This window comes from Acidovorax sp. SRB_14 (genome assembly GCF_012932145.1).
In the GTDB taxonomy this organism is placed as follows: Bacteria; Pseudomonadota; Gammaproteobacteria; order Burkholderiales; family Burkholderiaceae_C; genus Simplicispira.
Genome location: NZ_MWOK01000022.1, coordinates 26,453 through 48,914, shown reverse-complemented (window position 1 = coordinate 48,914; position 22,462 = coordinate 26,453). Strand labels below are relative to the sequence as shown.

General features: G+C 63.9%; 20 protein-coding genes. 4 read left to right on the top strand and 16 right to left on the bottom strand.

What is annotated here, in order from left to right; genetic code table 11:
• Positions 1 to 183: 183 nt before the first annotated feature.
• From B2J86_RS14805 to B2J86_RS14755, 11 genes are all read right to left on the bottom strand, one after another.
• Complete coding sequence (locus B2J86_RS14805) at positions 184 to 1,065, bottom strand: SAM-dependent methyltransferase (RefSeq protein ID WP_173025999.1); 882 nt, start codon at positions 1,063 to 1,065, stop codon at positions 184 to 186.
• Positions 1,062 to 1,682 (bottom strand): DUF1415 domain-containing protein, encoded by a 621-nt coding sequence (locus B2J86_RS14800; RefSeq protein ID WP_169169299.1) that lies wholly within the window; start codon positions 1,680 to 1,682, stop codon positions 1,062 to 1,064. The genes B2J86_RS14805 and B2J86_RS14800 overlap by 4 nt, the downstream gene beginning before the upstream one ends.
• A gap of 75 nt (positions 1,683 to 1,757) precedes the next feature.
• The gene (locus tag B2J86_RS14795; protein ID WP_173026002.1) at positions 1,758 to 2,927 is read right to left on the bottom strand and encodes a deoxyguanosinetriphosphate triphosphohydrolase; all 1,170 of its coding nucleotides are present in this window, start codon (positions 2,925 to 2,927) and stop codon (positions 1,758 to 1,760) included.
• Between the two features lie 57 nt (positions 2,928 to 2,984).
• Positions 2,985 to 4,187 (bottom strand): 3-dehydroquinate synthase, encoded by a 1,203-nt coding sequence (gene aroB / locus B2J86_RS14790; protein ID WP_173025998.1) that lies wholly within the window; start codon positions 4,185 to 4,187, stop codon positions 2,985 to 2,987.
• Between the two features lie 113 nt (positions 4,188 to 4,300).
• Positions 4,301 to 4,864 (bottom strand): shikimate kinase, encoded by a 564-nt coding sequence (locus tag B2J86_RS14785; RefSeq protein ID WP_371736583.1) that lies wholly within the window; start codon positions 4,862 to 4,864, stop codon positions 4,301 to 4,303.
• Between the two features lie 3 nt (positions 4,865 to 4,867).
• Complete coding sequence (locus tag B2J86_RS14780) at positions 4,868 to 6,412, bottom strand: hypothetical protein (RefSeq protein WP_173025997.1); 1,545 nt, start codon at positions 6,410 to 6,412, stop codon at positions 4,868 to 4,870.
• A 21-nt stretch (positions 6,413 to 6,433) separates the two neighbouring features.
• Entirely contained in the window at positions 6,434 to 8,572 is a 2,139-nt protein-coding gene (gene pilQ, locus B2J86_RS14775; RefSeq protein WP_173025996.1) for a type IV pilus secretin PilQ, read from the bottom strand.
• Entirely contained in the window at positions 8,569 to 9,114 is a 546-nt protein-coding gene (locus B2J86_RS14770) for a pilus assembly protein PilP (protein WP_169169295.1), read from the bottom strand. Before B2J86_RS14770 ends, pilQ begins: the two co-directional genes overlap by 4 nt.
• Positions 9,111 to 9,782, bottom strand: coding sequence for a type 4a pilus biogenesis protein PilO (locus B2J86_RS14765; protein WP_169169294.1), 672 nt, complete (start codon positions 9,780 to 9,782; stop codon positions 9,111 to 9,113). Before B2J86_RS14765 ends, B2J86_RS14770 begins: the two co-directional genes overlap by 4 nt.
• A 3-nt stretch (positions 9,783 to 9,785) precedes the next feature.
• Positions 9,786 to 10,412: a PilN domain-containing protein gene (locus tag B2J86_RS14760; protein ID WP_169169293.1), complete on the bottom strand. Its 627-nt coding sequence runs from the start codon at positions 10,410 to 10,412 to the stop codon at positions 9,786 to 9,788.
• Positions 10,409 to 11,488 carry a pilus assembly protein PilM gene (locus tag B2J86_RS14755; RefSeq protein ID WP_173025995.1) on the bottom strand — a complete coding sequence of 360 codons (1,080 nt, stop codon included), beginning with the start codon at positions 11,486 to 11,488 and terminating at the stop codon, positions 10,409 to 10,411. Before B2J86_RS14755 ends, B2J86_RS14760 begins: the two co-directional genes overlap by 4 nt.
• A gap of 268 nt (positions 11,489 to 11,756) precedes the next feature.
• On the opposite strand from B2J86_RS14755, the gene B2J86_RS14750 reads away from it, so the two are divergent.
• Positions 11,757 to 14,162 carry a penicillin-binding protein 1A gene (locus B2J86_RS14750; protein ID WP_173025994.1) on the top strand — a complete coding sequence of 802 codons (2,406 nt, stop codon included), beginning with the start codon at positions 11,757 to 11,759 and terminating at the stop codon, positions 14,160 to 14,162.
• A gap of 12 nt (positions 14,163 to 14,174) precedes the next feature.
• Here B2J86_RS14750 and cyaY read toward each other — a convergent pair whose 3' ends face one another.
• The gene (cyaY, locus tag B2J86_RS14745) at positions 14,175 to 14,504 is read right to left on the bottom strand and encodes an iron donor protein CyaY (protein WP_169169290.1); all 330 of its coding nucleotides are present in this window, start codon (positions 14,502 to 14,504) and stop codon (positions 14,175 to 14,177) included.
• A 12-nt stretch (positions 14,505 to 14,516) separates the two neighbouring features.
• Here cyaY and B2J86_RS14740 point away from each other — a divergent pair, with 12 nt between their 5' ends.
• From B2J86_RS14740 to B2J86_RS14730, 3 genes are all read left to right on the top strand, one after another.
• The gene (locus B2J86_RS14740; RefSeq protein ID WP_169169289.1) at positions 14,517 to 14,732 is read left to right on the top strand and encodes a lipoprotein; all 216 of its coding nucleotides are present in this window, start codon (positions 14,517 to 14,519) and stop codon (positions 14,730 to 14,732) included.
• Positions 14,729 to 16,006 (top strand): diaminopimelate decarboxylase, encoded by a 1,278-nt coding sequence (lysA, locus tag B2J86_RS14735; protein WP_173025993.1) that lies wholly within the window; start codon positions 14,729 to 14,731, stop codon positions 16,004 to 16,006. The genes B2J86_RS14740 and lysA overlap by 4 nt, the downstream gene beginning before the upstream one ends.
• A gap of 104 nt (positions 16,007 to 16,110) precedes the next feature.
• A complete protein-coding gene (locus tag B2J86_RS14730; protein ID WP_173025992.1) occupies positions 16,111 to 16,938 on the top strand; it encodes an MBL fold metallo-hydrolase in 828 nt (275 codons plus the stop codon).
• An 82-nt stretch (positions 16,939 to 17,020) separates the two neighbouring features.
• Here the strand turns inward: B2J86_RS14730 and B2J86_RS14725 are convergent, their stop codons facing one another.
• The 4 genes from B2J86_RS14725 to B2J86_RS14710 form a co-directional block, all read right to left on the bottom strand.
• Entirely contained in the window at positions 17,021 to 17,671 is a 651-nt protein-coding gene (locus tag B2J86_RS14725; RefSeq protein ID WP_173026000.1) for a protein-methionine-sulfoxide reductase heme-binding subunit MsrQ, read from the bottom strand.
• Between the two features lie 97 nt (positions 17,672 to 17,768).
• Positions 17,769 to 18,764, bottom strand: coding sequence for a protein-methionine-sulfoxide reductase catalytic subunit MsrP (msrP, locus tag B2J86_RS14720; protein WP_173025991.1), 996 nt, complete (start codon positions 18,762 to 18,764; stop codon positions 17,769 to 17,771).
• A gap of 131 nt (positions 18,765 to 18,895) precedes the next feature.
• Positions 18,896 to 20,245, bottom strand: a complete 1,350-nt coding sequence (gene ccsB / locus B2J86_RS14715) for a c-type cytochrome biogenesis protein CcsB (protein WP_169633427.1) — start codon at positions 20,243 to 20,245, stop codon at positions 18,896 to 18,898.
• Entirely contained in the window at positions 20,242 to 22,386 is a 2,145-nt protein-coding gene (locus B2J86_RS14710) for a cytochrome c biogenesis protein ResB (RefSeq protein ID WP_173025990.1), read from the bottom strand. Before B2J86_RS14710 ends, ccsB begins: the two co-directional genes overlap by 4 nt.
• Positions 22,387 to 22,462: the final 76 nt, after the last annotated feature.

The window sequence follows — 22,462 nt, the reverse complement described above, 5'->3', positions numbered from 1 at the left end:
CTTTCTTTCGGCGACGCGAAAGAAAGTTACTGCGCCGCCGGGCGCACATCCCGGCCAGCAGCCCCCAGCAAAAAGCGCAGCGATAGAGTCAAAGCGAACTTAAACAAGATAGCAACCAGCGCTTACCCAGCAAGCACTTGAGGCCAAAAAGCCAAAAACCGTCTAATGCCGCCGCACCGGTCTTCACACCACCGCAGACACCGGCTCCAGCCCAAAGCGCGCACCCAGCGCCTGCTCCAGCCCGAACTCGGCCAGGATGGCACGCAGGCGCTCGGCCGCGCTGCGCTTTTTCTGGCCGGTGTAGCGCGCAATAATCAGCTCGTTCTTCATGCTGTGCTCCCAGCCCACCAGCTCGGTCACCGTCACCTGGTAGCCGCTGGCCTCCAGGTGCAGGCAGCGCAGCACATTGGTGATCTGGCTGCCCAGCTCGCGCGTGTGCAGTGGGTGGCGCCAGAGCTCGGCCAGCGGCGTGCGCGCCAGCTGCAGCGCCTTGCCTTGGCGCAGGCAAGCGGCCACCTCGGCCTGGCAGCAGGGCACGATGACCATGGCGCGCGCCTGCTTTTGCAAGCCGAAGGCGATGGCGTCGTCGGTCGCGGTGTCGCAGGCGTGCAGCGCGGTCACGATGTCGATGCGCTCGGGCAGCTCGGCGGCGCCGGTCGATGCGGCCACCGACAGGTTCAGGAACGACATGCGTCCAAACCCCAGCCGCTGCGCCAACGCGCGCGATTTGTCGACCAGCTCGGCGCGCGTCTCGATGCCGTAGATATGGCCGCGCCCCAGCGCCTTGAAGTACAGGTCGTAGAGGATGAAGCCCAGGTAGGACTTGCCCGCGCCATGGTCGGCCAGCGTGGGCGCGTGGCCATCCTGTGACAGCTCCTGCAGCAGCGGCTCGATGAACTGGAACAGGTGGTAGACCTGCTTGAGCTTGCGCCGCGAATCCTGGTTCAGGCGGCCCTCGCGCGTGAGGATGTGCAGCTCCCGGAGCAGCTCCAGCGACTGGCCGGGGCGCAGTTCGGACAGGTCCGGCGCCGCTCCTTTGGCGGCGGCCTTGTGGGCGGGCTTCATGCGCCGTCCTTCGCCGGCGCATGCGCCACCGGGCAGCGCGCGCCCACGTCCAGGGCCTGCCAACCCTCCATACCGAGCTTTTCCAGCACTTCGATGTTGCGCTCGAAAATGGCTTCCGCCTCGGGGAAGGCCTCGACCGCGCGGTCGATGCTGTCTTCGCGCAGCAGGTGCAGCGTGGGGTACGGCGCGCGGTTGGTGCAGTTGGTCACGTCGTCCGGCTCGGTGCCGGCGAACTGGAACTGCGGATGGAACGAGGCGACCTGCAGGATGCCGCCCAGGTCCATGGCGTCGATCAGTTCATCGACGACTTCGAGGAAGTCGTTGAAGTCGAGAAAATCACCGAGGCAGGCGGGCGCCATTAGCAGCGTGGTGTCGCGCTGGTCGGGCGCAATCTCGGCCAAGGCCTCCAGTTCGCGCTGCAAATCTTGCAGCAGCCCGCGCCCGTCGGTGGCGGCGCTCACCACGTAATGGATCTGCTCCTTGGTGTGCACGCCCTTGGCGAACGGGCACAGGTTGAGCGCGATCACCGCACGCTCCAGCCAGCGCACCGTGTCTTGCACCACGGTGTCGGAATCAAAGGATGCGGCCGGCAACGGGGCGGCGGAAGGCGTGGACATGCAATGGGTCTGAAGAGGAAAAGGGCCCGATTTTACCGGCCGCGCTCCCCAGGCCCGCCTTGCAGCGCGATGCCCTCAGCCCAGCAGGCGCTGTCCGGTCAGGCGCTCGTGCTCGCGCGCGGCATAGCGGTCGGTCATGCCGGCGATGAAGTCGGCCACGGTGCGCGCGCAGCCGTCGGGCCCCGCCGCCGCCGCACGCGCGGCAAAGCGGGGCTTCATCTGCTTCGGCTGCGCCAGATAGAGCGCAAACAGCTCGCGCACGACCTGGCGCGCCTTGTCCGTCATCGCCACCACCTGCGGGTGGCGGTACAGGTTCTGGAACAGAAAGCGCTTGAGCTCCTGCGACTGCCCCCGCATGCCGGCGCTGAAGCCCACCAGGGCCGGCGCGGCGCGCACGGCGTCGACATCGCCCGGCCGGGCCTGCGCCAGCGCGGCCTGGGTGGCATCGATCACGTCGTAGACCTGGGCGCTCAGCATGCGCCGGATGGATTCGTAGAGCAGGCGCCTCTGGCCCGCCGCAGCCCCCAGGTCCGGGTACTGCGCCTCGGCCTCGGCGCGGTAGCGGTCGAACAGCGGCACCTCGCGCAGCTGCGCGAGCGTGATCAGGCCCGAGCGCACGCCGTCGTCGATGTCGTGGGCGTTGTAGGCGATCTCGTCGGCCAGGTTGCACAGCTGCGCTTCGAGGCTGGGCTGCTGGCGCCGCAAGAAGCGCTGCCCCACGCCGCCGGGCTCGGCCGCCTCCAGCTGCTCGGCGTGCCGGCGCGAGCAGTGCTTGAGGATGCCCTCGCGCGTCTCGAACGTGAGGTTCAGGCCATCGAACTGCGGGTAGCGCTCTTCCAGCGCATCGACCACGCGCAGGCTTTGCAGGTTGTGCTCGAAGCCGCCCTGCCCGGCCATGCAGGCGTTCAAGGCGTCCTGCCCGGCATGGCCAAACGGCGTGTGGCCGAGGTCGTGTGCCAGCGCAATGGCCTCGACCAGGTCTTCGTTGATGCGCAGCGAGCGCGCCACCGAGCGCCCCAGCTGCGCCACTTCCAGCGAATGCGTGAGCCGCGTGCGGAACATGTCGCCCTCGTGGTTCAAGAACACCTGGGTCTTGTAGACCAGGCGCCGGAAGGCCGACGAGTGCACGATGCGGTCGCGGTCGCGCTGGTAATCGGTGCGCGTGGGCGCAGCGGGCTCGGGGTGGCGGCGCCCGCGCGTCAGCGCCGGGTCGCAGGCATAACGCGCCAAAGCAGGGTTTTCGATCAAATCGGCCTCTAGCGCTTTACCAGCAAGCGCTGGCAGCTATCAATTTATAAATGGTCAAGCGGCGCAGCAGGCGTCGATCACCGCGCGCACCAGCGCGTCGGGCGCGGCGCGCACGGCAGCGCGCCCCGGCCCGTCGATCAGCACAAAGCGGATTTCGCCGGCTTCGGACTTCTTGTCCACGCGCATCAGCTCCAGGTAGCGGCCGGCGTTATCGGCAGCATCGAGCACCGCCCCGCGCAGCGGCAGGCCGGCACGCTGCACCAGCGCCTTCAGGCGCGCGGCAAAGGCCTCGTCCACCAGGCCGAGGTGGTGCGAGAGCTCGGCCGCCATCACCATGCCCGCACCCACGCCCTCGCCGTGCAGCCAAGCGCCATAGCCCATGCCGGCCTCGATGGCATGGCCGAAGGTGTGGCCAAAGTTCAGGATGGCGCGCAGCCCGGCCTCGCGCTCGTCCTGCCCCACCACCTGCGCCTTGATCTCGCAGCTGCGCCGCACCGCATGCGCCAGCGCCGTGCGCTCGCGCGCCAGCAGGGCGTCCATATTGTCTTCGAGCCAGCCCATGAAGTCCATGTCGGCAATCGGCCCGTACTTGATGATTTCGGCCAGGCCCGCGCTCAGCTCGCGCGCCGGCAGGGTGTCGAGCGTGGCCAGGTCGCAGACCACCAGCAGGGGCTGGTAAAACGCGCCAATCATGTTTTTTCCCAGCGGGTGGTTGATGGCCGTCTTACCACCCACCGACGAGTCGACCTGCGCCAGCAGCGTGGTCGGCACCTGCACAAAGGGCACGCCGCGCATGTAGCTCGCGGCGGCAAAGCCCGTCATGTCGCCGACCACGCCGCCGCCCAGCGCAAACAGCACGGTCTTGCGGTCGCAGCCATGCTGCAGCAGGGCGTCGAAGATCAGGTTCAGGGTCTGCCAGGTTTTGTGCTCCTCGCCGTCGGGCAGCACCACCAGGTGCACCTGCGCGTACTTCGGCGCCAGCGCCGCGCGCAACGCATCGGCGTAGAGCGGCGCCACCGTCGTGTTGGTGACGATAAGGGCGGCGGCGGCCTGGGGCAGCGCAGCATAGGTCGCAGGCGCGCCCAGCAGGCCAGCGCCCACCACGATGGGGTAGCTGCGCTCGCCCAGGTCAATGGCAATGGTTTGCACATCCGCAGCGGACGGTGCAACCGCCGACAAGGCCGGCGAAGAAATCGGCACGGATGCGGCGCCAGCGCGCTGCAGTTCGGAATGCGGGGAAGTGAGGGCAGTGGACATGGTGAGCCAAGTTTAGGGCAGGTGCGGCGCGGGCCCGGCTGCGCGCTCTGCGCGCCAGAGCTTGTCAAACATCTTTTGCGACGAAAGCGGTCGGCCGTCCCAGCGGACCCAGATCACTGGCGGGGTGCTGCGCCGCCTGGCACCGGCCCGCCCACCCGCCGCGGAACCGCATCCGCAAGCTCCAGCTGCATCACGACCATGTTCACCAGCGTCGCCACCGAGGGGCGGCCGGTTTCAATCACGAAATGCGCGGTTTCGCGGTACAGCGGGTCGCGCTGCGCGTACAGGTCGCGCAGCCGCTGGAGCGGATCGTCCACCTGCAGCAGCGGACGCGCCGTGTCATGACGCAGGCGCCGGTAAATGTCCTCGGGCAAGGCATGCAGATAAACCACCTGCCCGCGCTCGCGCAAATGCGCGCGGGTGGCTGCGCGCAACACCGCGCCGCCACCCGTCGACAAAACCGCCGGCATGGTGCCGGCGGTCAGTTCATCGATCGTGGCCTCTTCGATGTCGCGAAAGGCTTCTTCACCCTCGCGCTCAAAAAACTCCCGGATCGGGCACCCGATGCGGTGCTCGATCACGTGGTCGGAGTCGATGCACGCCACCCCCAACCGCCGGGCGAGGTGCCGCCCGATGGTGGATTTGCCGGAACCGGGGAGGCCGATGAGGACAATCACAGGTCAAACGGGTGTGCAAGCCGGGTATGTCAACGTCTTGCGCAACGTCTGCACCATTTTGTCGGCAGTGAAAACGACGTCGACGCTAGTGCTACCAGGGCTAGCAGCGTCTTTCAGATCGAATTGAACCTGAATCGTTGTACGACCCGTCGCACGGTCAGCGGTTGGGCTGCCACTGATCACAGACGCCGTCACTATGCTGCTGCTGGGCTTCACTTCGACCATTGTTCCCGCAGGAGCAGGGAAACCGCTGGGTCCACCCGCAGTGCTCGCGGTGCCAACCAAGAGATCGACAGTAGCTTTGCACTTGGCATCCCCAGCAGGCACCGTGATACTTGATACGGGGGTATTAGTGCTGTAAAGATCCAGCTGCGAGACACTCGTCGATGTAAACACAATAGAGTCGCTGATCAGTTCACCGCTGCCAACTTGAGTAGAAAATGTCACGATCACGGGGTGCCCATTCTGCGGTCTGGGATTTTGCACTTGATATTCCACCGTGCAAATTCCATTCACTGTCGTACAGCCACCGCGCCCCGACGTACCGACTCGTCCAAAATCAGTTACTGCAATGACAGGAACACCGTCAGAAACAGGATTGCCACTGGCATCCACGATGGCGACACGAATATTGGAGCTATCACCGGAAATATCGTTATTCAAATTATACTTTGAAGCTGAAAGATCGAAACCACGCTGCATTGCAACCCCTGTGGTCACAGTCAGCTGGTCAGACTGCGTCGTAACAGGCCGACCATTAACACCGGCCTTGATAATTACCGCAGTAGGAGTTGATTTTGAAGAAACTGAAGTTGCGACAATTCCATCATTATTGCTTTTGGCACTGACGATATTCAATGCAACCGAATTACTCGGGACGACAGAAAAATCAACAACCACATCTTTGACAGGATTACCATTTTTGTCGACTGCTCTGAAACGCAAAATAGCCGATTCGGAACGACCGTTACCGCCCGATCCAGCAATCACAATGGATTTATCAGATGGATCAACGCTGACGAAATTCAGCGATGTAGCCGCCACCTGCGGATCGACACCAGCGACCGGCACACTCGTGATAGCAAGATTTTGGCTAGCTGTCACTGTCGCGACTGTCCCGTCACTTTTCTGAACATCAGCATTGGCATTGACTGTCGTAGCACCAAAAGAATTGATAGACAGGGCCTCAATATCAACTTCGGCCTCACCTAAAGAGTTCGTAAGGGCAGTTTTGGATTCCGGGCTAAAGCTCAAAAGCCCGCCCCCACTTTCAGAAAATAAAATGATCGTGTTTGCTAGAGGGGCACCTGATGCATCCTTAAGTGTCACTTTCGCACGCGCAGTTTTTTCTGATGCACTGATCGTATAGACCTGGGCACTATTTCCAGAACTCCCCGCATAGATTTGCAACTGCATCTTTGCAGACGGAGCGGTGCCGCCTCCGCCTGCCCCCGGATTTCCCACCAATCCCGGACTACCACCGCCACCGCCACACGCCATCAGGGCCGATGCCGCTGTCAATATCAGAGCTTTGAAAATTGCACGCATTCTCTGTCCTATTTATTTAATTCAACGCACTGGCCCACGATCTGTAATGACCTTGGGCGTGATAAAAACCAGCATCTCTCTCTTCGAAGATTCCTTCGTATTGTTCTTGAAGAGATGCCCCAGCACAGGGACATCGCCCAGAAACGGAATCTTGTTTTCCTGATTTGTTTCTTCCATTTCGAAAATCCCGCCAATCACTACCGTTCCACCGTTTTCAATCAGGATTTGCGTCTTGATGTGCTTTGTATCGATCGCGACACCTTGCGTCGTGGTTTCGCCTCGGCTGTCCTTGTTGATGTCCAAGTCGAGAATGATGCTGCCTTCCGGCGTGATCTGTGGCGTCACCTCGAGCTTGAGAACGGCTTTTTTAAACGCAATGGTCGTAGCCCCGTTGGGGGCGGTGACCGAATAGGGATACTCCGTTCCCTGCTCGATCAAGGCCTTGGTCTGGTCGGCAGTGATAACCCGTGGGCTCGATACGATCTTGCCCTTGCCGTCGGCTTCCATGGCCGACAGTTCCAGCGTCAGGAACCGGTTGGCTGCCGAGTTGAAGATGGACAGCGCAAAACTGCCCACCCCCTGCACCCCGGACAGCCGCGCAGGCAGGTTCACGAAACTGCCCAAGGTGTCCACCTGCCCGCCCGCTCCACTGGTGGCCACGGCGTTGCTATAGCTGGTGCCAAAACCAATGCGGTTGCCACCCCCGATGCCGTAGCCGCCATCGCCACCGCGGTTGGCACGCAAATCGGTTCCGCCCAGGCGCACGCCCAGCGACCGCCCGAAGGTGTCGCGCGCTTCCACGATGCGGGCTTCGATCAGCACCTGGCGCACCGCCACGTCCAGCGAGGCCAGCAGCTTGCGCACCTCTTCGAGCTTGGCTGGCGTGTCCGTCACGAACAGCTGGTTGGTGCGCGGCTCGGCAATGGCGCTGCCTCTTTCTGACAGGAAGCGCGTGGTGGCGCCACCGGTGCTTCCCTGGCTGGAGTTGGTGAGTTGGGCCACCATGTCGACGGCCTTGGCGTAGTTCATCTGGTAGGCCTGCGTGCGCAGCGGCTCCAGTTTCTCGATTGCCTGCGCGGCTTCAAAATCCTTGCGCGTGCGTGCGTCGATTTCGTCCTTGGGCGCAATCCAGAGCACGGTGCCCGCCTTGCGCATCCCCAGGCCCTTGGCATCCATGATGATCTGCAGTGCCTGGTCCCAGGGAACGTCCTTCAAGCGCAGGGTCAGCGATCCGGTCACCGTGTCCGACGTGACGATGTTGAAGTTGGTGAAGTCGGCGATCACCTGCAGCAAGGACCGCACCTCGATGTTCTGGAAGTTCAGCGAGAGCTTCTCACCGCTGTAGCCCGGGCCCTGCGTGAGCTTGGTCAGGTCCACCTTTTTCTGGCGCACTTCCACGACAAACTGGTTGTCGCTTTGGTAGGCGCTGTGCTCCCACTCACCCACGGGCTCGATCAGCATGCGCACCCGGTCGCCCTGCTGGCTGGTGGTGATGAGCTGGATGGGCGTGCCAAAGTCGGTGACATCGAGGCGCCGGCGCAGCCCTTCGGACAGGGAGGAGCGCAGAAAATCCACGGTAATGCCCTTGCCCTGCTGGCGCAGGTCCACGCCGACCTGGTTGCTGGCCAGGCCAACCACTACACGCCCCGACCCGTCAGGCCCGCGCCGGAAATCCACGTCCTTGATGGGCAGGATATCGCTGCTGCCGGGTTCGGCGAACACGGTGTTCTGGGCCGGCTGGCCGGACGCTGCGGCGGCGACAGGCTCCAGGGAGATGAGCAGCACCTTGCCCTGGATTTCTGCCCGGTAGGCCGTGGCTTGCTTCAGGTTGAGCACCACCCGCGAGCGGTCACCCGCCTGCACCACGTTGACAGACCTCAGGTTCCCCTGGTTCACCTCCACCAGCGAGCGCCCCATGGCATTCGACGTGCCCGGGAAGTCCAGGGCGATGCGGGCCGGCGACTGCGTGGCAAAGCCCGATGGAACCACCGACAGGGGGGTGCTCAACTCAATGCGCACGACTTCCGCACCGCCTTGCAGGGCGCCCGTCACAGCCTCGATGGCACTCTGTGCCAAAACCATGCCCGAGCCCAAAGCAGCAAGGGCCACCACAGCGGCCCGCCCCAGCGCCTTCATGATTGCGACGTTGTTTGGTTTCATTTTTTCGCCCCCTCTTGCAGCTCTAGCGATGCCGTGCGCTCAATCCAGTCGCCAGTGGCGTCCTGGACGATTTCGCGCATTTGAATGGCGGTTTCGGTAATTTTTGTGATGCGCCCATAGTTCTGCCCGAGGTAAGACCCCGCCTGAACCTGGTACAGCAGGTTGTCCACCTTCAACAGCGCGGTGGGCTTGCCAGACTTCTCCAGACTGCCCACCATGGACATGGTGTCGAGCGGAAACGCCTCCAGTGGCTCTTTGCGCCGTGCCATTTCAGGTGCGATCAGGGCGGCGTTGGACGCGACCTGTGCCGAGTCGCGTCGCAGCGCCTGGGTCAGCTTGAGCGGATTGAACGGCTCCATGCTGCCTTCGGCCGTGTATGCCTGGGGTTGGAACTGTTTGGGTTCGGTGATCGGCGTGACGCGGGGCTTTGTCTGCGCACGCTCGTCGGCCATCCACTGGCGCAACTCGTCTTCTCCCGAGGGCCCGCAGCCGGCGAGCGGCAAAAAACTCAGCGCGATCAGCACTGCTGTGGTGCGGTTCATTTTTTGCCCTCCGTCGCCTTGCGCTGCGCCTGCACCTCTTCAGGGTCCAGGTAGCGGAATGTGCGCGCCGTGGCATCCAGGGTCAGATTGCTGCTGTCCTTGGTCGCGGGAGCGATGGACAGGTTGTTCAAGGTGACGATGCGGGAAAGGTGGGCGATATCAGACGCAAATGCGCCCATATCGTGGTACTTGCCCGTGACCCGCACCGCGATGGGCAGCTCGGCATAGTAGTCGCGCACCACGATCTGTCCCGGGCGGAACAGGTCGAACTGCAGGCTGCGGCCCAGGCCGGCCTGGTTGATGTCGGACAACAGGGCGGCCATTTCGGCCTTGCTCGGCAGTTGTTTCTCTAGCTGAATGACGTATTGCTGGATCTGCTCACGCTGCTTCTTGAGGGCATCCAGACTCACGGCTTTCACCAGCTTCTTTTGGTAGTCCTGCCGGAGCGTGACCTCTCGGGAGCGTTCGGCTTGCAGTTCTTCTTCGTAGTCGGTCAGCTTGGCAAACCACAAAACCACCGCAACGCCGATGGCGATGCCCGCGCACAGCAAATAACGCGGCAATGCAGGCCAGAGTGACGGGTCTTTGGGATCCAGATGGCTGAATTGGCGTTGCAAGTTGCGCTGCAGCTCGGCCAAATCGACGTTGGGGCTTTTTTTCTTCGCCATAGGTCACTTCCCCCCCGCAGGGGTGCCTGCCTTCGTGCCGCTCGCGGCATCCATGGCTTTTTGCACCTCGCTGGAACGCATCAGCTGGAATCGCAGATTGAACGTGGAAACGCGGCGCTGATCGCGCGCGGAAAGCGCCAGATTGCTCGCCACAATTTCGACGAGTTCGGGCTTGGACAGCCACGGGGTGTTGCTGGAGAGGTTGCGCAGCATTTCCGACACACGCTCATTGGACTGCGCCACGCCTTGCATCGTCACCGACTGGTCCGTCTGTTTGAGGCTGGTGACGTACACGCCGTCGGGCAACTGCTGGACCAGTTCGTTGAGCAGGTGCACGGGAAGATTGCGGTCCGACTGCAGGTCCTCCACCGCCTTTTGCCGCGCGCGCAACGATGCGATTTCTTCTTCGATCGTTGCGATTTCCTTGATTTGGTTTTCCAGCACCTTGATTTCGGTCTGCAAGAAATTATTTTTGTCTTGCTGGTCGGCAATCATGGTCTGAAACCACCAGTAGATGGCCGCAGCCAGGGCCAGCCCCAGCAGAAACGACAGGAACATGGTGACCTGAAACGCCTCGCGCCGGCGCTTGCGGGCCGCCTCCCGGTGGGGAAGCAGGTTGATCAAAATCACTGCAGGAACCTCCGCATCGCCAGGCCGCAGGAGGTCAGGTAAGAAGGGGCCTCGCGCACCATTTTTTTCATGCGCACGGAGCTTCCCACCTCCATGCCCTCGAAAGGATTGACCACATTGCAGGCAAAGCCGGTGTGCTGCACCACGGCCTCATTCAAGCCCGACAGCGGTGCCGAGCCGCCCGCGAGCAGAATGTGGTCGACCCGGTTATAGGGCGTGCTGGTGAAGAAAAATTGCAATGCCCGCCCCACCTCCTGGGCCATGCTGTCCACGAAGGGACGCAACACGGCCGAGGCATAGTCTTCCGGAAGATCGCCGCTGCGCTTCTTGCTTTCTGCCTCTTCGACCGAGAACCCATACTGCCGAACGATGAGTTGCGTGAGCTGTGCGCCGCCAAAGGCCTGGTCCCTGTCGTACAGCACCTCGTCGTTGCGGATGATCTGCATGCTGGTTGCCAATGCCCCCACTTCGAAAAGCGCCACCATGGCATCCACGCCCGCATTGGGAAGCGCCTCGATCAAGCGGCTGGCTGCCAGGCGCGAAGCGTGGGACTCGATGTCCACGATCGCGGCCTTGAGGCCGGCGGCCTCAGCCAACCCCTGGCGGTCCTGCACCTTCTCGCGGCGCGAGGCGGCGATCAGCACGTCGATATCCCCAGGCGCGTTCTTGCTGGGCCCGATGACGCAAAAATCCAGGCTCACCTCGTCGAGGGAAAAGGGAATGTATTGGTTGGCCTCGGACTCCACCTGGACTTCAAGCTCTTGGTCCGTCATGCCGGCAGGCAGGGTGATCTTTTTGGTAATGACCGCAGACGGAGGCAACGCCAATGCCACATTTCGGGTGCGGGTGCCACTTTTTTTGACGACGCGGCGCAGGGCTTCAGCAACTTCATCGAACTTTTCGATGTTACCGTCTGTAATCCATCCTCGTTCCAACGGCTCGATGGCACAGCGCTCCAAGACCAGGCCTCCTGCCTTGTCTTGGCCTAGCTCCACCAGCTTGACGCTGGAGGAACTGATGTCGATACCCAGCAACGGCGCGGATTGGCGACTGAACAGAGATCCTGCAGAGATCAAGATAGCCCCCTCTTATTGTCACAACGACACAACAAAACTTAACATTTCTCATGAATGCTATCAGTAAGCTTGGCCTGCGACCAAGACTTTCGCCGGCCCTGCAACGGCTGACCGTTGTCAAAAGCAGACGTTCCAGAGCCTTTCGTTGAAAGCCTGATTTCCCTCCTGCCCGCTTCGTACTCTGGAGCGCTGCAGCACGATCCCTTTTCCCATCCAGAAAATGCAGTGGCGATTTTTATAATGGCCACTTATTTCAATTCGGAGCGATATGCCGCCCCCAGCCCCGTCCAAACCGTCCAGCCCGGGTTCTTCCCGTGCCGCCTCTCCCCGCCCTGCTTGGTTGCGGTGGCTCCTGCGCCTTCTGCTGTGGGGCATAGGTCTGGCTGTTGCAGGGGCTGTCGCCGTGGTGTTGGTGATCGCTGTGGCCCTGTCCATGGCCTACCCGAACCTGCCCGATGTCTCGGAATTGGCAGACTACCGGCCCAAGCTGCCGATGCGTGTGTATTCGGCAGAAGGGGCTTTGCTGGGCGAGTTTGGAGAGGAGCGGCGCACCCTCACCCCCATCCAGGAGATCCCCCAAGTGATGAAGGATGCGGTTTTGGCGATCGAGGACACGCGCTTCTTCCAGCACGGCGGAGTGGATTACAAGGGCATGGTGCGCGCCGTGTTAGCCAATCTGGGGCGCGTGAAAAGCCAGGGGGCATCCACCATCACCATGCAGGTCGCGCGCAATGTTTACCTTTCGTCAGAAAAAACATTTACGCGAAAAATTTACGAAATATTACTCACATTCAAGCTGGAGCACCTGCTGTCCAAAAATCAGATTCTGGAAATTTATATGAATCAGATTTACCTGGGCAACCGTGCCTACGGCTTTGCCGCGGCTTCCGAAGCCTACTTTGGCAAGCCCCTGAAGGCCGTCTCGGTGGCGGAAGCGGCCATGTTGGCGGGATTGCCCAAAGCGCCTTCGGCCTACAACCCGATCAGCAACCCCAAGCGCGCCCGCATCCGCCAGCTCTACATCATCGACCGCATGGAGGAAAACCACTTCATCACACCCCAGCAGGCGCAAGAGGCGCGCAAAGAGGAGCTCACGGTTCGCAATGGAAGCAACAACACGCGCGTGCATGCCGAATACGTGGCGGAAATGGCGCGCCAGCTGATCTTTGCGCAGTACGGAAGCGAGGCCTACACCCGTGGCCTCAATGTGTACACCACCCTGAACGCTGCCGATCAGGACGCGGCCTACCAGTCACTGCGGCGCGGCATCATGGATTACGAGCGCCGCCAGCACTACCGCGGACCGGAAAAATTCGTCAGCCTGCCCACCGCTGCGCAGGAACTGGAAGAAGCCATCGACGACGCGCTGGCCGACCACCCCGACAACGGCGACCTCATGTCTGCCATGGTGCTGGAGGCCAGCCCCCGCAAGATCATCGCCGTGCGCCAGAACGGCGACAGCGTGGAGATCACCGGCGAAGGGCTCAAGCCCGCCCAGTCGGGGCTCAGCGACAAGGCACCGCCCAACATCAAGCTGCGCCGCGGCGCCATCATCCGCGTCGCCAAAACAGCAAAGAACACGTGGGAAATCACGCAACTGCCCGAAGTCGAAGGCGCCCTGGTGGCCATCGACCCACGCAGCGGCGCGATCAAGGCTTTGGTGGGCGGTTTCGACTTTGACAAGAACAAGTTCAACCATGCCACCCAGGCGTGGCGCCAGCCAGGCTCAAGCTTCAAGCCCTTCATTTACTCCGCAGCCCTGGAAAAAGGCTTCACGCCCGCCACCGTGGTCAACGACGCACCGCTGTTCTTTGGCGCTGGCGTGACCGGCGGACAACCCTGGGAGCCCAAGAACTACGACGGCAGGTACGACGGCCCCATGACCATGCGCACGGGTCTGGCCAAATCCAAGAACATGGTTTCCATCCGCATCCTGCAGGCCGTCGGGCCCAAGAATGCGCAGGAATGGGTATCGCGCTTCGGCTTCGATGCCGACAAGCACCCGCCTTATCTGACCATGGCGTTGGGTGCGGGTTCGGTCACCCCGATGCAGATGGCGGTGGGCTTCTCGGTATTCGCCAACGGCGGCTACCGTGTGAACCCCTGGCTGATCGCACGCGTCACGGACCACAAGGGCCGCGTGCTTTCTGAAACCCAGCCTCCGGCCTTGGCCCAAAGCCAGCGCGCCATCGAGCCACGCAATGCATTCATCATGGACAGCCTGCTGCAGGAAGTCACACGCTCGGGCACTGCGGCGCGGGCCCAGGCCACGCTCAAACGCCCCGACCTGTACGGCAAGACGGGCACCACCAACGACTCGGTGGACGCCTGGTTTGCCGGCTTCCAGCCCACCATCGCGGCCGTGACCTGGATTGGCTACGACACGCCGCGCAACCTGGGCAGCCGGGAAACCGGCGGTGGCCTGAGCCTGCCGGTGTGGATCAGCTTCATGGACCGCGCGCTCAAGGGCGTGCCGGTGATGGAGTCCACGGTTCCGCCCGGTGTGGTCAATGTGGGCGGGGAATGGTTCTATGAGGAATTCAGCCGCAACGCCGGAGTTCCCAGCCTGGGGCTTGAAGACCATAGCGCGTCTGCGGGAACCGCAAGCCTTCCCTCGCAGGAAGCGCCTGCGCCCGAGGAGCGCAAGCGCATCCTCGACCTGTTCCGCAACTGACTGGCCGCGGGCTCAGGCGCAGAAGCGCAGCGCCAGCCCCGACTGTTCTGACGCATCGCGGCTCAGGCTGTTGAAAAACTCGCCCGCCCCCTTGGTGTCCTGCCACCGCTGGCCGTCGAAGCGATAGTGGTAGCCCCCGGACTTGGCCGCCATCCAGATTTCATGCAAGGGCTTCTGCTGGTTGATGATGATCTGGGTGCGGTTGGGGAAGGTGAGCGTGATCATGCCGCCCATGCGCTGGCTGTCCACGTCGGCGTCTGTCTCGTCGTTGATGCGGTCGCAGCATTGCTCAACGGCCAGCAGAAGCTGCTCGGCGCGGTCCAGGAATTCAAGGTCGGTCATTACAATTTAGGCATGTTGAAAGCGTTCCAAATTCTAGCGAGGAGCTTTGCCCTTGCCTCCAGCGTGGCACTCCTGGGCGCCTGCGGACAGCGGGGCCCGCTGTTTCTGCCGACCGAGCCCGCGGCCAGCCAGCGCGCAACGCTGCCCGAAACCCTGAAGCCCAACTCCTTGCGCACGCCCGCCCTCGCCGTCCCTCTTCCTTCCGCTCCCGCTCCTGCCACTCCATGACCCACCCTGCACTGCCCGGCCACCCCCACATCGCCTACCGGGGCGACGCCCTGTTCATCGAAGACGTTCGCGTCGACGACCTGGCCCAGGCCCACGGCACGCCCCTGTTTGTCTATTCCCAAGCCTCCATGCAGGCCGCGCTGGCGGCCTACCAGCGCGGCTTTGCCGGGCGCAAGCTGCAGGTCTGCTACGCTATGAAGGCCAATTCGTCGCTGGCGGTCCTGCAGTTCTTCGCGCGGCAGGGCTGCGGCTTTGACATCGTCTCGGGCGGCGAGCTCGAGCGTGTGGTCGCTGCCGGCGGCGACGTGCGCAAGGTGATCTTTTCCGGCGTGGGCAAGACGCGCGCCGAAATGCTGCAGGCGCTGCAGGCCGGCATCCTGTGCTTCAATGTCGAGAGCGAGGCCGAGCTCGAAGTGCTCAGCGAGGTGGCCACCGCATCGGGCCACACAGCGCCCGTCAGCATCCGCGTCAACCCCAACGTCGATCCCAAGACCCACCCCTACATCTCGACGGGCCTGAAAGGCAACAAGTTCGGCGTCGCGCACGAGCGCACGCTGGCGGTCTACCAAAGGGCGGCGGCCCTGCCCGGCCTCCAGGTGGTGGGCATCGACTTCCACATCGGCTCGCAGATCACCGAGGCCACGCCCTACCTTGATGCAACCGACCGCCTGCTCGACCTGGTGCAGGAGATCGAGGCCGCTGGCATTCCCATCCACCACATCGATTTTGGCGGGGGCCTGGGCATCAACTACAACGGCGACACCCCGCCCACCGCCGACGCGCTGTGGATGCAGCTGCTGGCCAAGATCGATGCGCGCGGCTATGGCGACCGCCAGTTCATGATCGAGCCCGGGCGCTCGCTGGTCGGCAACGCCGGCCTGTGCGTGGCCGAAGTGCTCTACCTCAAGCCCGGCGAGGAAAAGAATTTCTGCATCATCGACGCGGCCATGAACGACCTGCCGCGGCCCGCCATGTACCAGGCCTTCCACGGCATTGTCCCGCTGCAGCAAGCCGGGGACGCCGCGGCGCCGGTCTACGACGTGGTCGGCCCGGTGTGCGAGAGCGGCGACTGGATCGGACGCGACCGTGCGCTGGCCGTGCAGCCCGGCGACCGCCTGGCGGTGCTGTCCGCGGGCGCCTACTGCATGTCCATGTCGAGCAACTACAACACCCGCGGCCGCGCCGCCGAGGTGCTGGTGGACGGGCCGCGCGCCCACCTGATCCGCGAGCGCGAGACGGCCCAGGACACCTTCCAGGGCGAGAGGCTGCTGTAAGCGCTTGGGCGCTTTGGGCTTGACCTGCGTCATCTTGATGTGAGTCAAGCCCGACACCACCGGGGCCGGTAGAGTCGCGGGCTTTATTGCACCGCAGCATCGCCATGCCCACCGAACTCTACCGCGACAGGAACCATGCCTGCTACATGTTCACGGACCTCATCGAGGAGGACGGGCAGGCGGTGCAGGCCAACCAGTTTCTGATCGTGGACGACGGCACGGGCGCCATCATCGACCCCGGCGGCAACCTGGCCTACAACGAGTTGTACATGGGCATGTCAAAGCACTTCTCGCCCCAGAAACTGTCGTACCTGATCGCCTCGCACGCCGACCCGGACATCATTGCCTCGCTGGACCGCTGGATGTCAAGCACCCAGGCCATGCTGGTCATTTCGCGCGTCTGGGAGCGCTTTGTCCCGCATTTCACCAAAGTCGGCAAGACCGAGAACCGCGTGATCGGCGTGCCCGACGCCGGCGGGAGGCTGCCGCTGGGGCGCCACGAGCTGTGGCTGCTGCCGGCGCACTTCCTGCATTCGGAAGGCAACTTCCATTTCTACGATCCCGTGAGCCGCATCCTCTTCACGGGCGACCTCGGCGTGTCCATGGTGTCGGGCGCCAAGGCCGCCCGCCCGGTCACCGACCTGCAGGCGCACATCCCGCTGATGGAGGGCTTCCACCGGCGCTACATGGTGTCCAACAAGATCCTGCGCCTGTGGGTGCGGATGGCGCGCCAGCTCGATATTTCCATGCTCGTGCCCCAGCATGGCGCGCCCATCGTGGGCCCTCAGGCCATCGCCGATTTCTTCGAGTGGATCGACCACCTGATGTGCGGCATCGACCTGTTGGACGACCGCGCCTACCAGCTGCCCACCGCGGCCATCGAGCCCGTCGCGCACACGCTGTGCCCCGCGCTGCGTGCCGCCACGGGTTGAAGGCCGGTCGCAACGATTTTTTGCATCAAACAGGGCTCTAGCCCTTGTCCAGAAAGCGTTGTAAGCTGCATTTTCAATAGCATCAAGCCTGGCGGGCGCCTGCCGCTGGCCCGGCCGCAGCGCGGCCGGCGCGCCGCTTCTGGCGCCAGTGGTGCGCCACCCGCCAGCCCAGCAGCAACGCCAGCACGCCGCCGTACACCGCCACTTCGCTGAAATCGTTCTTGCCCGCACGCATCCAGAAGAAATGCAGGATCGCCAGGCCCGCCACGGCGTACACCAGGCGGTGCAGCGCGCGCCAGCGTGGTGCACCGAGCCAGCGGATCGCGCGGTTGAACGAGGTGGCCGCCAGCAGCGACAGCAGCAGCAGCGCCGTCGAGCCCACAAGGATGAATGGGCGCTTGGCGATGTCGCGCGCGATGTCGCCCCAGTCCAGCCCCATGTCGAACCAGGCATAGCTGAGCAGGTGCAGCGTGGCGTAGAAAAACACGAACAGGCCGAGCATGCGGCGAAAACGCGCCAGCGACGGGGTTGCGGTGAGCACCCGCAGCGGCGTCACGGCCAGCACGATGCACAAGAAGCGCAGCGTCCAGTCGCCCAGCGAACGGATCAACGCCTCGGCCGGATTCGCGCCCAGCTGGTCGCTGGCGGCCGCATAGAACAGCCACGCAAAAGGCAGCAGCGATGCCGCAAACACCATGGGCTTGGCGGCGGGGCGCAGCAGCAGTTTTTTGATGTCCATCGATCGTCACCCGGCAAAAAACGGGGCAGAGAACGCGCGTGCCCCAAAGGCAGAGTGCGCAGCGCCTGCGGCGCTGTGCCGCGCCAAGGCTTCAGTAGAACTTCTTGAGGTCCATGCCCGCGTACAGCTGGCCGACCTGCGCTTCGTAGCCGTTGAACAGCAGCGTCTTGCGCCGCTTGGCGAACAGGCCGTCCTCCCCGATGCGGCGCTCGGTGGCCTGGCTCCAGCGCGGGTGGTCCACGTTCGGGTTCGCGTTCGAATAAAATCCGTATTCGTTGCGCGCGGCCTTGTTCCAGGCGGTGCCGGGCTCTTGGTCGGTGAAGCGGATCTTGACGATGCTCTTGGCGCTCTTGAAGCCGTACTTCCAGGGCACGACGATGCGCACTGGCGCGCCGTTCTGGTTGGGCAAGACCTCGCCGTACATGCCGAAGGCCAGCAGGGTGAGCGGGTGCAGGGCCTCGTCCATGCGCAGGCCCTCGGTGTAGGGCCAGTCAAGCACGCGCGAGCCGATGAACGGCATGGTCGCCTTGTCGGCCAGGGTGACGAATTCGACGTACTTCGCGCTGCCCAGCGGCTCCACCCGCTTGATGAGCTCGGACAGCGAATAGCCCACCCACGGGATCACCATCGACCAGCCCTCGACACAGCGCAGGCGGTAGATGCGCTCTTCCTGGGCGCTGAGCTTGAGCAGGTCTTCGATGCCGTACTTGCCCGGCTTCTTGACGAGGCCCTCGATCTCGACCGTCCAGGGCGCGGTCTTGAGCGTGTGGGCATGGCGCGCGGGATCGGCCTTGTCGGTGCCGAATTCGTAGAAATTGTTGTAGCTGGTGACGTCGTGGTAGCTCGTCAGCTTTTCCATGGTGACGGCGCCTGCCACGGCGGACTTGCCGCTGGTCAGTGCCGCCAGCTTGCCCGGGCGCGCCACTTGGGCCAGCGCCTCGCGCCCGGCCCAGCCCGCCAGCGCCGCGCCCGCAACGCCACCCGCGAGCAGGCGCAGCATGTTGCGCCGGCCTTCGTACACCGCGCGCGGGGTGATCTCGGAAGCCAGGGGGTGGATGAAACCCGCACGACGGGAAATTGGGGACATGGAAGGCTCCGGTGATTTGGTGAGGCTGTGGCAGGTAGAGGCGAGAAACCTGAATTCGTTTCCCGATACCGAACAGTCTTTGTGCAGACGAAGCCTTTCCTGTCGTCTTTAATCCCCTGTGCGTGCCGCCCTCACAGGGTGCCGTAGCTGTGCAAGCCGCTGAGGAACATGTTCACGCCCAGGAAGGCAAAGGTGGTGACCACCAGCCCCACCAGCGCCCACCAGGCCGACACCGTGCCGCGCAGACCCTTCATGAGCCGCATGTGCAGCCAGGCCGCGTAGTTGAGCCAGACGATCAGCGCCCAGGTTTCCTTCGGATCCCAGCTCCAGTAGCCGCCCCAGGCCTCGGCCGCCCACAGAGCTCCCAGCACGGTAGCGATGGTGAAGAAGGCAAAGCCGACGGCGATGGCCTTGTACATGACGTCGTCGAGCAGCGCCAGCGGGGGCAGCTTGCTGGCAATGCGCTGGCGCCCGAACAGGATGGAGCCCACGATCAAGGCCGACACGCCGAAATACACCATCCAATAGCTGCCGCCCGCGCCGTCACCGGCCGTGGGACGGAACACCACGGGCTCGAAGCACAGCACCACGCCCAGCAGCCACAGCGGCGCCAGCTTGTACCAGCGCGTCTCGCCCGCCGACTGCTTGATCAGGTAGGCGAAAGCCACCATGGCCGACAGCGCAAAGGTGCCATAGCCGATGAAGTTGGCCGGCACATGCAGCTTCATCCACCAGCTCTTGAGCGCCGGCACCAAGGGCTGGATCTCGTGCGCCTCGCGCACGACGGTGTACCAGAGCAGGAAGCCCACGGCGGCGCTGACCACCAGCATGACGAAGGCGCCCAGCGCGCGCGTGCGGTACTGCGCTTCGTAGTAGAGATAGAACGTGGCCGTCATCCAGCAGAACATGACGAACACTTCATAGAGGTTGCTGACCGGGATGTGGCCGACGTCGGCGCCCACCAGGTAGCTTTCGTACCAGCGCACCAGTGTGCCGATCAGCGCCATGCCCACGGCCACCCAGGCCAGGCGCGAGCCGATCAGCGACATGGTGGCGCCCTCGCCGCGCGCGAACATGCTGATCCAATAGAAGGCCGTGCTCATGAAGAACAGCATGCTCATCCACAGGATGGCCGACTGGCTCGACAGGAAGTACTTGAGCCCGAACACCGTGTCGGCACGCGCCAGGCTGCCCGCGCCATCCACCTGGTACAGGCCGATGGCCAGCAGCGCACAGCCGGCGGCCACCACCATCAGGGTGCGCAGAGGGCGCCAGAACCAGCCCAGCCAGATGGTGGAGGGTATGGCACCCAGCAAGATGCCTTTTTCATACACGTCCATGTAGGCCGCATAACGCTGCAGCGCAAACAGCCCGCCGCCGATCACCAGCGCGGCAAACAGCCAGTCCAGCCAGTTGCGCTGCGAGAAATAGCCCTCGTTCAGTTTGAGCGTGGTCGTGGTGGTGCTTGCGGCCGTGTTCATGCATGGGCTCCTGCGGGGCGCACCCCGATGAGTTTTTCGGTGATCTGGGCGAATTCCTGGTCGCCGTCCATGGTCTTGCGGTTGGTCGACAGCGCCATGGTGGCATGGGTGTGGTCGCCCTGCGGCACCAGCCAGACCCAGATGCGCCGCTCGCGGATGTACAGCATGGCAAAAACGCCCAGGATCAGCAACGCGCAGCCCAGATAGACAATGTTCTTGCCAGGGGCACGCGCCACCTGGAAGACGCTGGCCTGGACCTGCTTGAAGTCGGTGAGTGCGAACACCAGCGGTGCCGGGTAGATCTGCGCGTCGCTGAGCGCCAGCACGGACTGCGTCATGAAAGACTGGGTCTGGGTGCTGGACTCGAGCGGCGGCAAGCCGGCGCGCTCGCGCGTGAGCTGCGCCAGCTCGAACAGCGTGCCGTTGAGGATGCGCACCAGAACCTCGCCGGCACGGCTGCGCTCGGCTTCGGGCACGTTGGCTTCCATGAAGTCGGAGAGGGCCGGCAGCCCGCCATGGGGCTTGCCGTCGGCACCGACCGTGCCGGCAAACAGCGTCAGGGCGCGCGCGGCCGACTCGGTCAGCTGCTCGGTCAGCTCGCGGCGCGAAGGATCGACCGACTGCGCCACATAGCGACGCACGGCCATCTGGCGCACAGCCGGATCGGCCAGCGCGGCGCGCAGCTGCATGAAGCCGTCGATGCGTCCCTGGTCATCGGCCGGCACGCGCAGGTAGCGGAAGGGGTCGGCCGGGTTCTCGCGCACACCCAGCAGGAACACCTGCGGCCCGCCGTCGCCCAGGGACACGGGCAGCATGTAGTTGTGGAATTCGCGCGCCTGGCCCGCCGCATCGCGCAGCTTGTAGCCGATGCTCGGGCCCACGTTGCGCAGTTCCTTGGTGGTCACGGTCTTGTTGGCCGCGCCCAGGCGCGCGTCGATGGACTGGCGCAAATCGACCTTGCGCACATCGGTGCCCGAGCCCGCGCCTTCGCCGGCAAAGTTTTCGACGTTGATGGTGCGCAGCGAGGTGAACTCGAGCGTCAGCGCCTCGCCCCCCGCGCCCTTGACCGGTTGCGCGTTGCCGCCGATGACGCCCTGCACGTCAAACGGCTGCATCCCGGCTGCCATGGGCAGAGCGCGCAAGGAAACGGACGAGCCGCCGTCGTCGAAGCTCGACTGGTAGATTTCAACGCCCTTGTAGCTGGCCGGGTGGTTGACCTCGATGCGCGCCGGCGTGGCCTCGCCCGTGGCCTTGTCGTGGATCACGACCTCGCTGGCGAACAGCTTGGGCATGCCGGTGGAGTAGTGCTCGACGATGAACTTCTTGAGCTCGACGGTGAACGGCAGGTCCTGCAGCAAGATGCCGTCGGACTGGCTCAAGATGGCGGTGCCCGCCTGCGTGCCCTCGGACACCAGCAGGTTGCCGCGGAAGGTCGGGTTGCGCGGGCTCAGGCGGTGCTGCGGCGCCACCTCGGAAATCAGCCCGCCGCCGGTATAGGGCACCTTGCCGTTGAACCACATTTGCGCGCGCACGATCAGGTCGCCATCGAGCAGGCCACCCACGCACACCAGCACGATGGCGCTGTGCGCGGCGATGTAGCCGATCTTGTTGGCCGCTCCGGCCTTGGCCGCCACCATCCAGCCCGAGCCGGGACCGGCGGGCGTGTCGCGCTGCTGCAGCTTGACCTTCCAGCCGCCGCCCACCAGCATCTCGCCGATGCGCCGCGCCTCGCTGGCGCTGTCGCCGCCCAGGTCGGCCTGGGCCTTGTGGTGGAACGCGCCCAGGCTCTTTTCGCGGATGTTTTCCTTGTAGGTGCCCAGGTCGGCCAGGATCTTGGGCGTGTTGCGTGCAATGCACAGCGAGGTGCTGGTGACCAGGAAGGCCAGGATCAGCAGGAACCACCAGGCGCTGTAGACCGCATTGAGCTTGAGCGCGGCGAACACGTCGGCCCAGAACGGACCGAACTGGTTGACGTAGTTGACGGCCGGCTCGTGCTGCTTGAGCACCGTGCCGATCACCGAGGCGATGCAGATCACCGTGAGCAGCGCAATGGCAAAGCGCATGGACGACAGCAGCTCGACGCTGGCGCGCAGCGCCTGCGAACCCGCTGAGGGGCGAACGCCCAGGGTGTTGTCAGACATGGAAGAAAGGTGGTCCGAGGCCGAAATAAAAAAGGCGGGCCATCTGGAGGATGGGCCCGCCCTTCTTGGGGTTTGT

Bases quoted from the DNA above. Each gene is read 5' to 3' on its own strand.
- B2J86_RS14805 (WP_173025999.1), bottom strand. From the start codon at position 1,065: ATGAAGCCCGCCCACAAGGCCGCCGCCAAAGGAGCGGCGCCGGACCTG.
- B2J86_RS14800 (WP_169169299.1), bottom strand. From the start codon at position 1,682: ATGTCCACGCCTTCCGCCGCCCCGTTGCCGGCCGCATCCTTTGATTCC.
- aroB (WP_173025998.1), bottom strand. From the start codon at position 4,187: ATGTCCACTGCCCTCACTTCCCCGCATTCCGAACTGCAGCGCGCTGGC.
- B2J86_RS14780 (WP_173025997.1), bottom strand. From the start codon at position 6,412: ATGCGTGCAATTTTCAAAGCTCTGATATTGACAGCGGCATCGGCCCTG.
- pilQ (WP_173025996.1), bottom strand. From the start codon at position 8,572: ATGAAACCAAACAACGTCGCAATCATGAAGGCGCTGGGGCGGGCCGCT.
- B2J86_RS14770 (WP_169169295.1), bottom strand. From the start codon at position 9,114: ATGAACCGCACCACAGCAGTGCTGATCGCGCTGAGTTTTTTGCCGCTC.
- B2J86_RS14765 (WP_169169294.1), bottom strand. From the start codon at position 9,782: ATGGCGAAGAAAAAAAGCCCCAACGTCGATTTGGCCGAGCTGCAGCGC.
- B2J86_RS14750 (WP_173025994.1), top strand. From the start codon at position 11,757: ATGCCGCCCCCAGCCCCGTCCAAACCGTCCAGCCCGGGTTCTTCCCGT.
- cyaY (WP_169169290.1), bottom strand. From the start codon at position 14,504: ATGACCGACCTTGAATTCCTGGACCGCGCCGAGCAGCTTCTGCTGGCC.
- B2J86_RS14740 (WP_169169289.1), top strand. From the start codon at position 14,517: ATGTTGAAAGCGTTCCAAATTCTAGCGAGGAGCTTTGCCCTTGCCTCC.
- lysA (WP_173025993.1), top strand. From the start codon at position 14,729: ATGACCCACCCTGCACTGCCCGGCCACCCCCACATCGCCTACCGGGGC.
- B2J86_RS14730 (WP_173025992.1), top strand. From the start codon at position 16,111: ATGCCCACCGAACTCTACCGCGACAGGAACCATGCCTGCTACATGTTC.
- msrP (WP_173025991.1), bottom strand. From the start codon at position 18,764: ATGTCCCCAATTTCCCGTCGTGCGGGTTTCATCCACCCCCTGGCTTCC.
- ccsB (WP_169633427.1), bottom strand. From the start codon at position 20,245: ATGAACACGGCCGCAAGCACCACCACGACCACGCTCAAACTGAACGAG.
- B2J86_RS14710 (WP_173025990.1), bottom strand. From the start codon at position 22,386: ATGTCTGACAACACCCTGGGCGTTCGCCCCTCAGCGGGTTCGCAGGCG.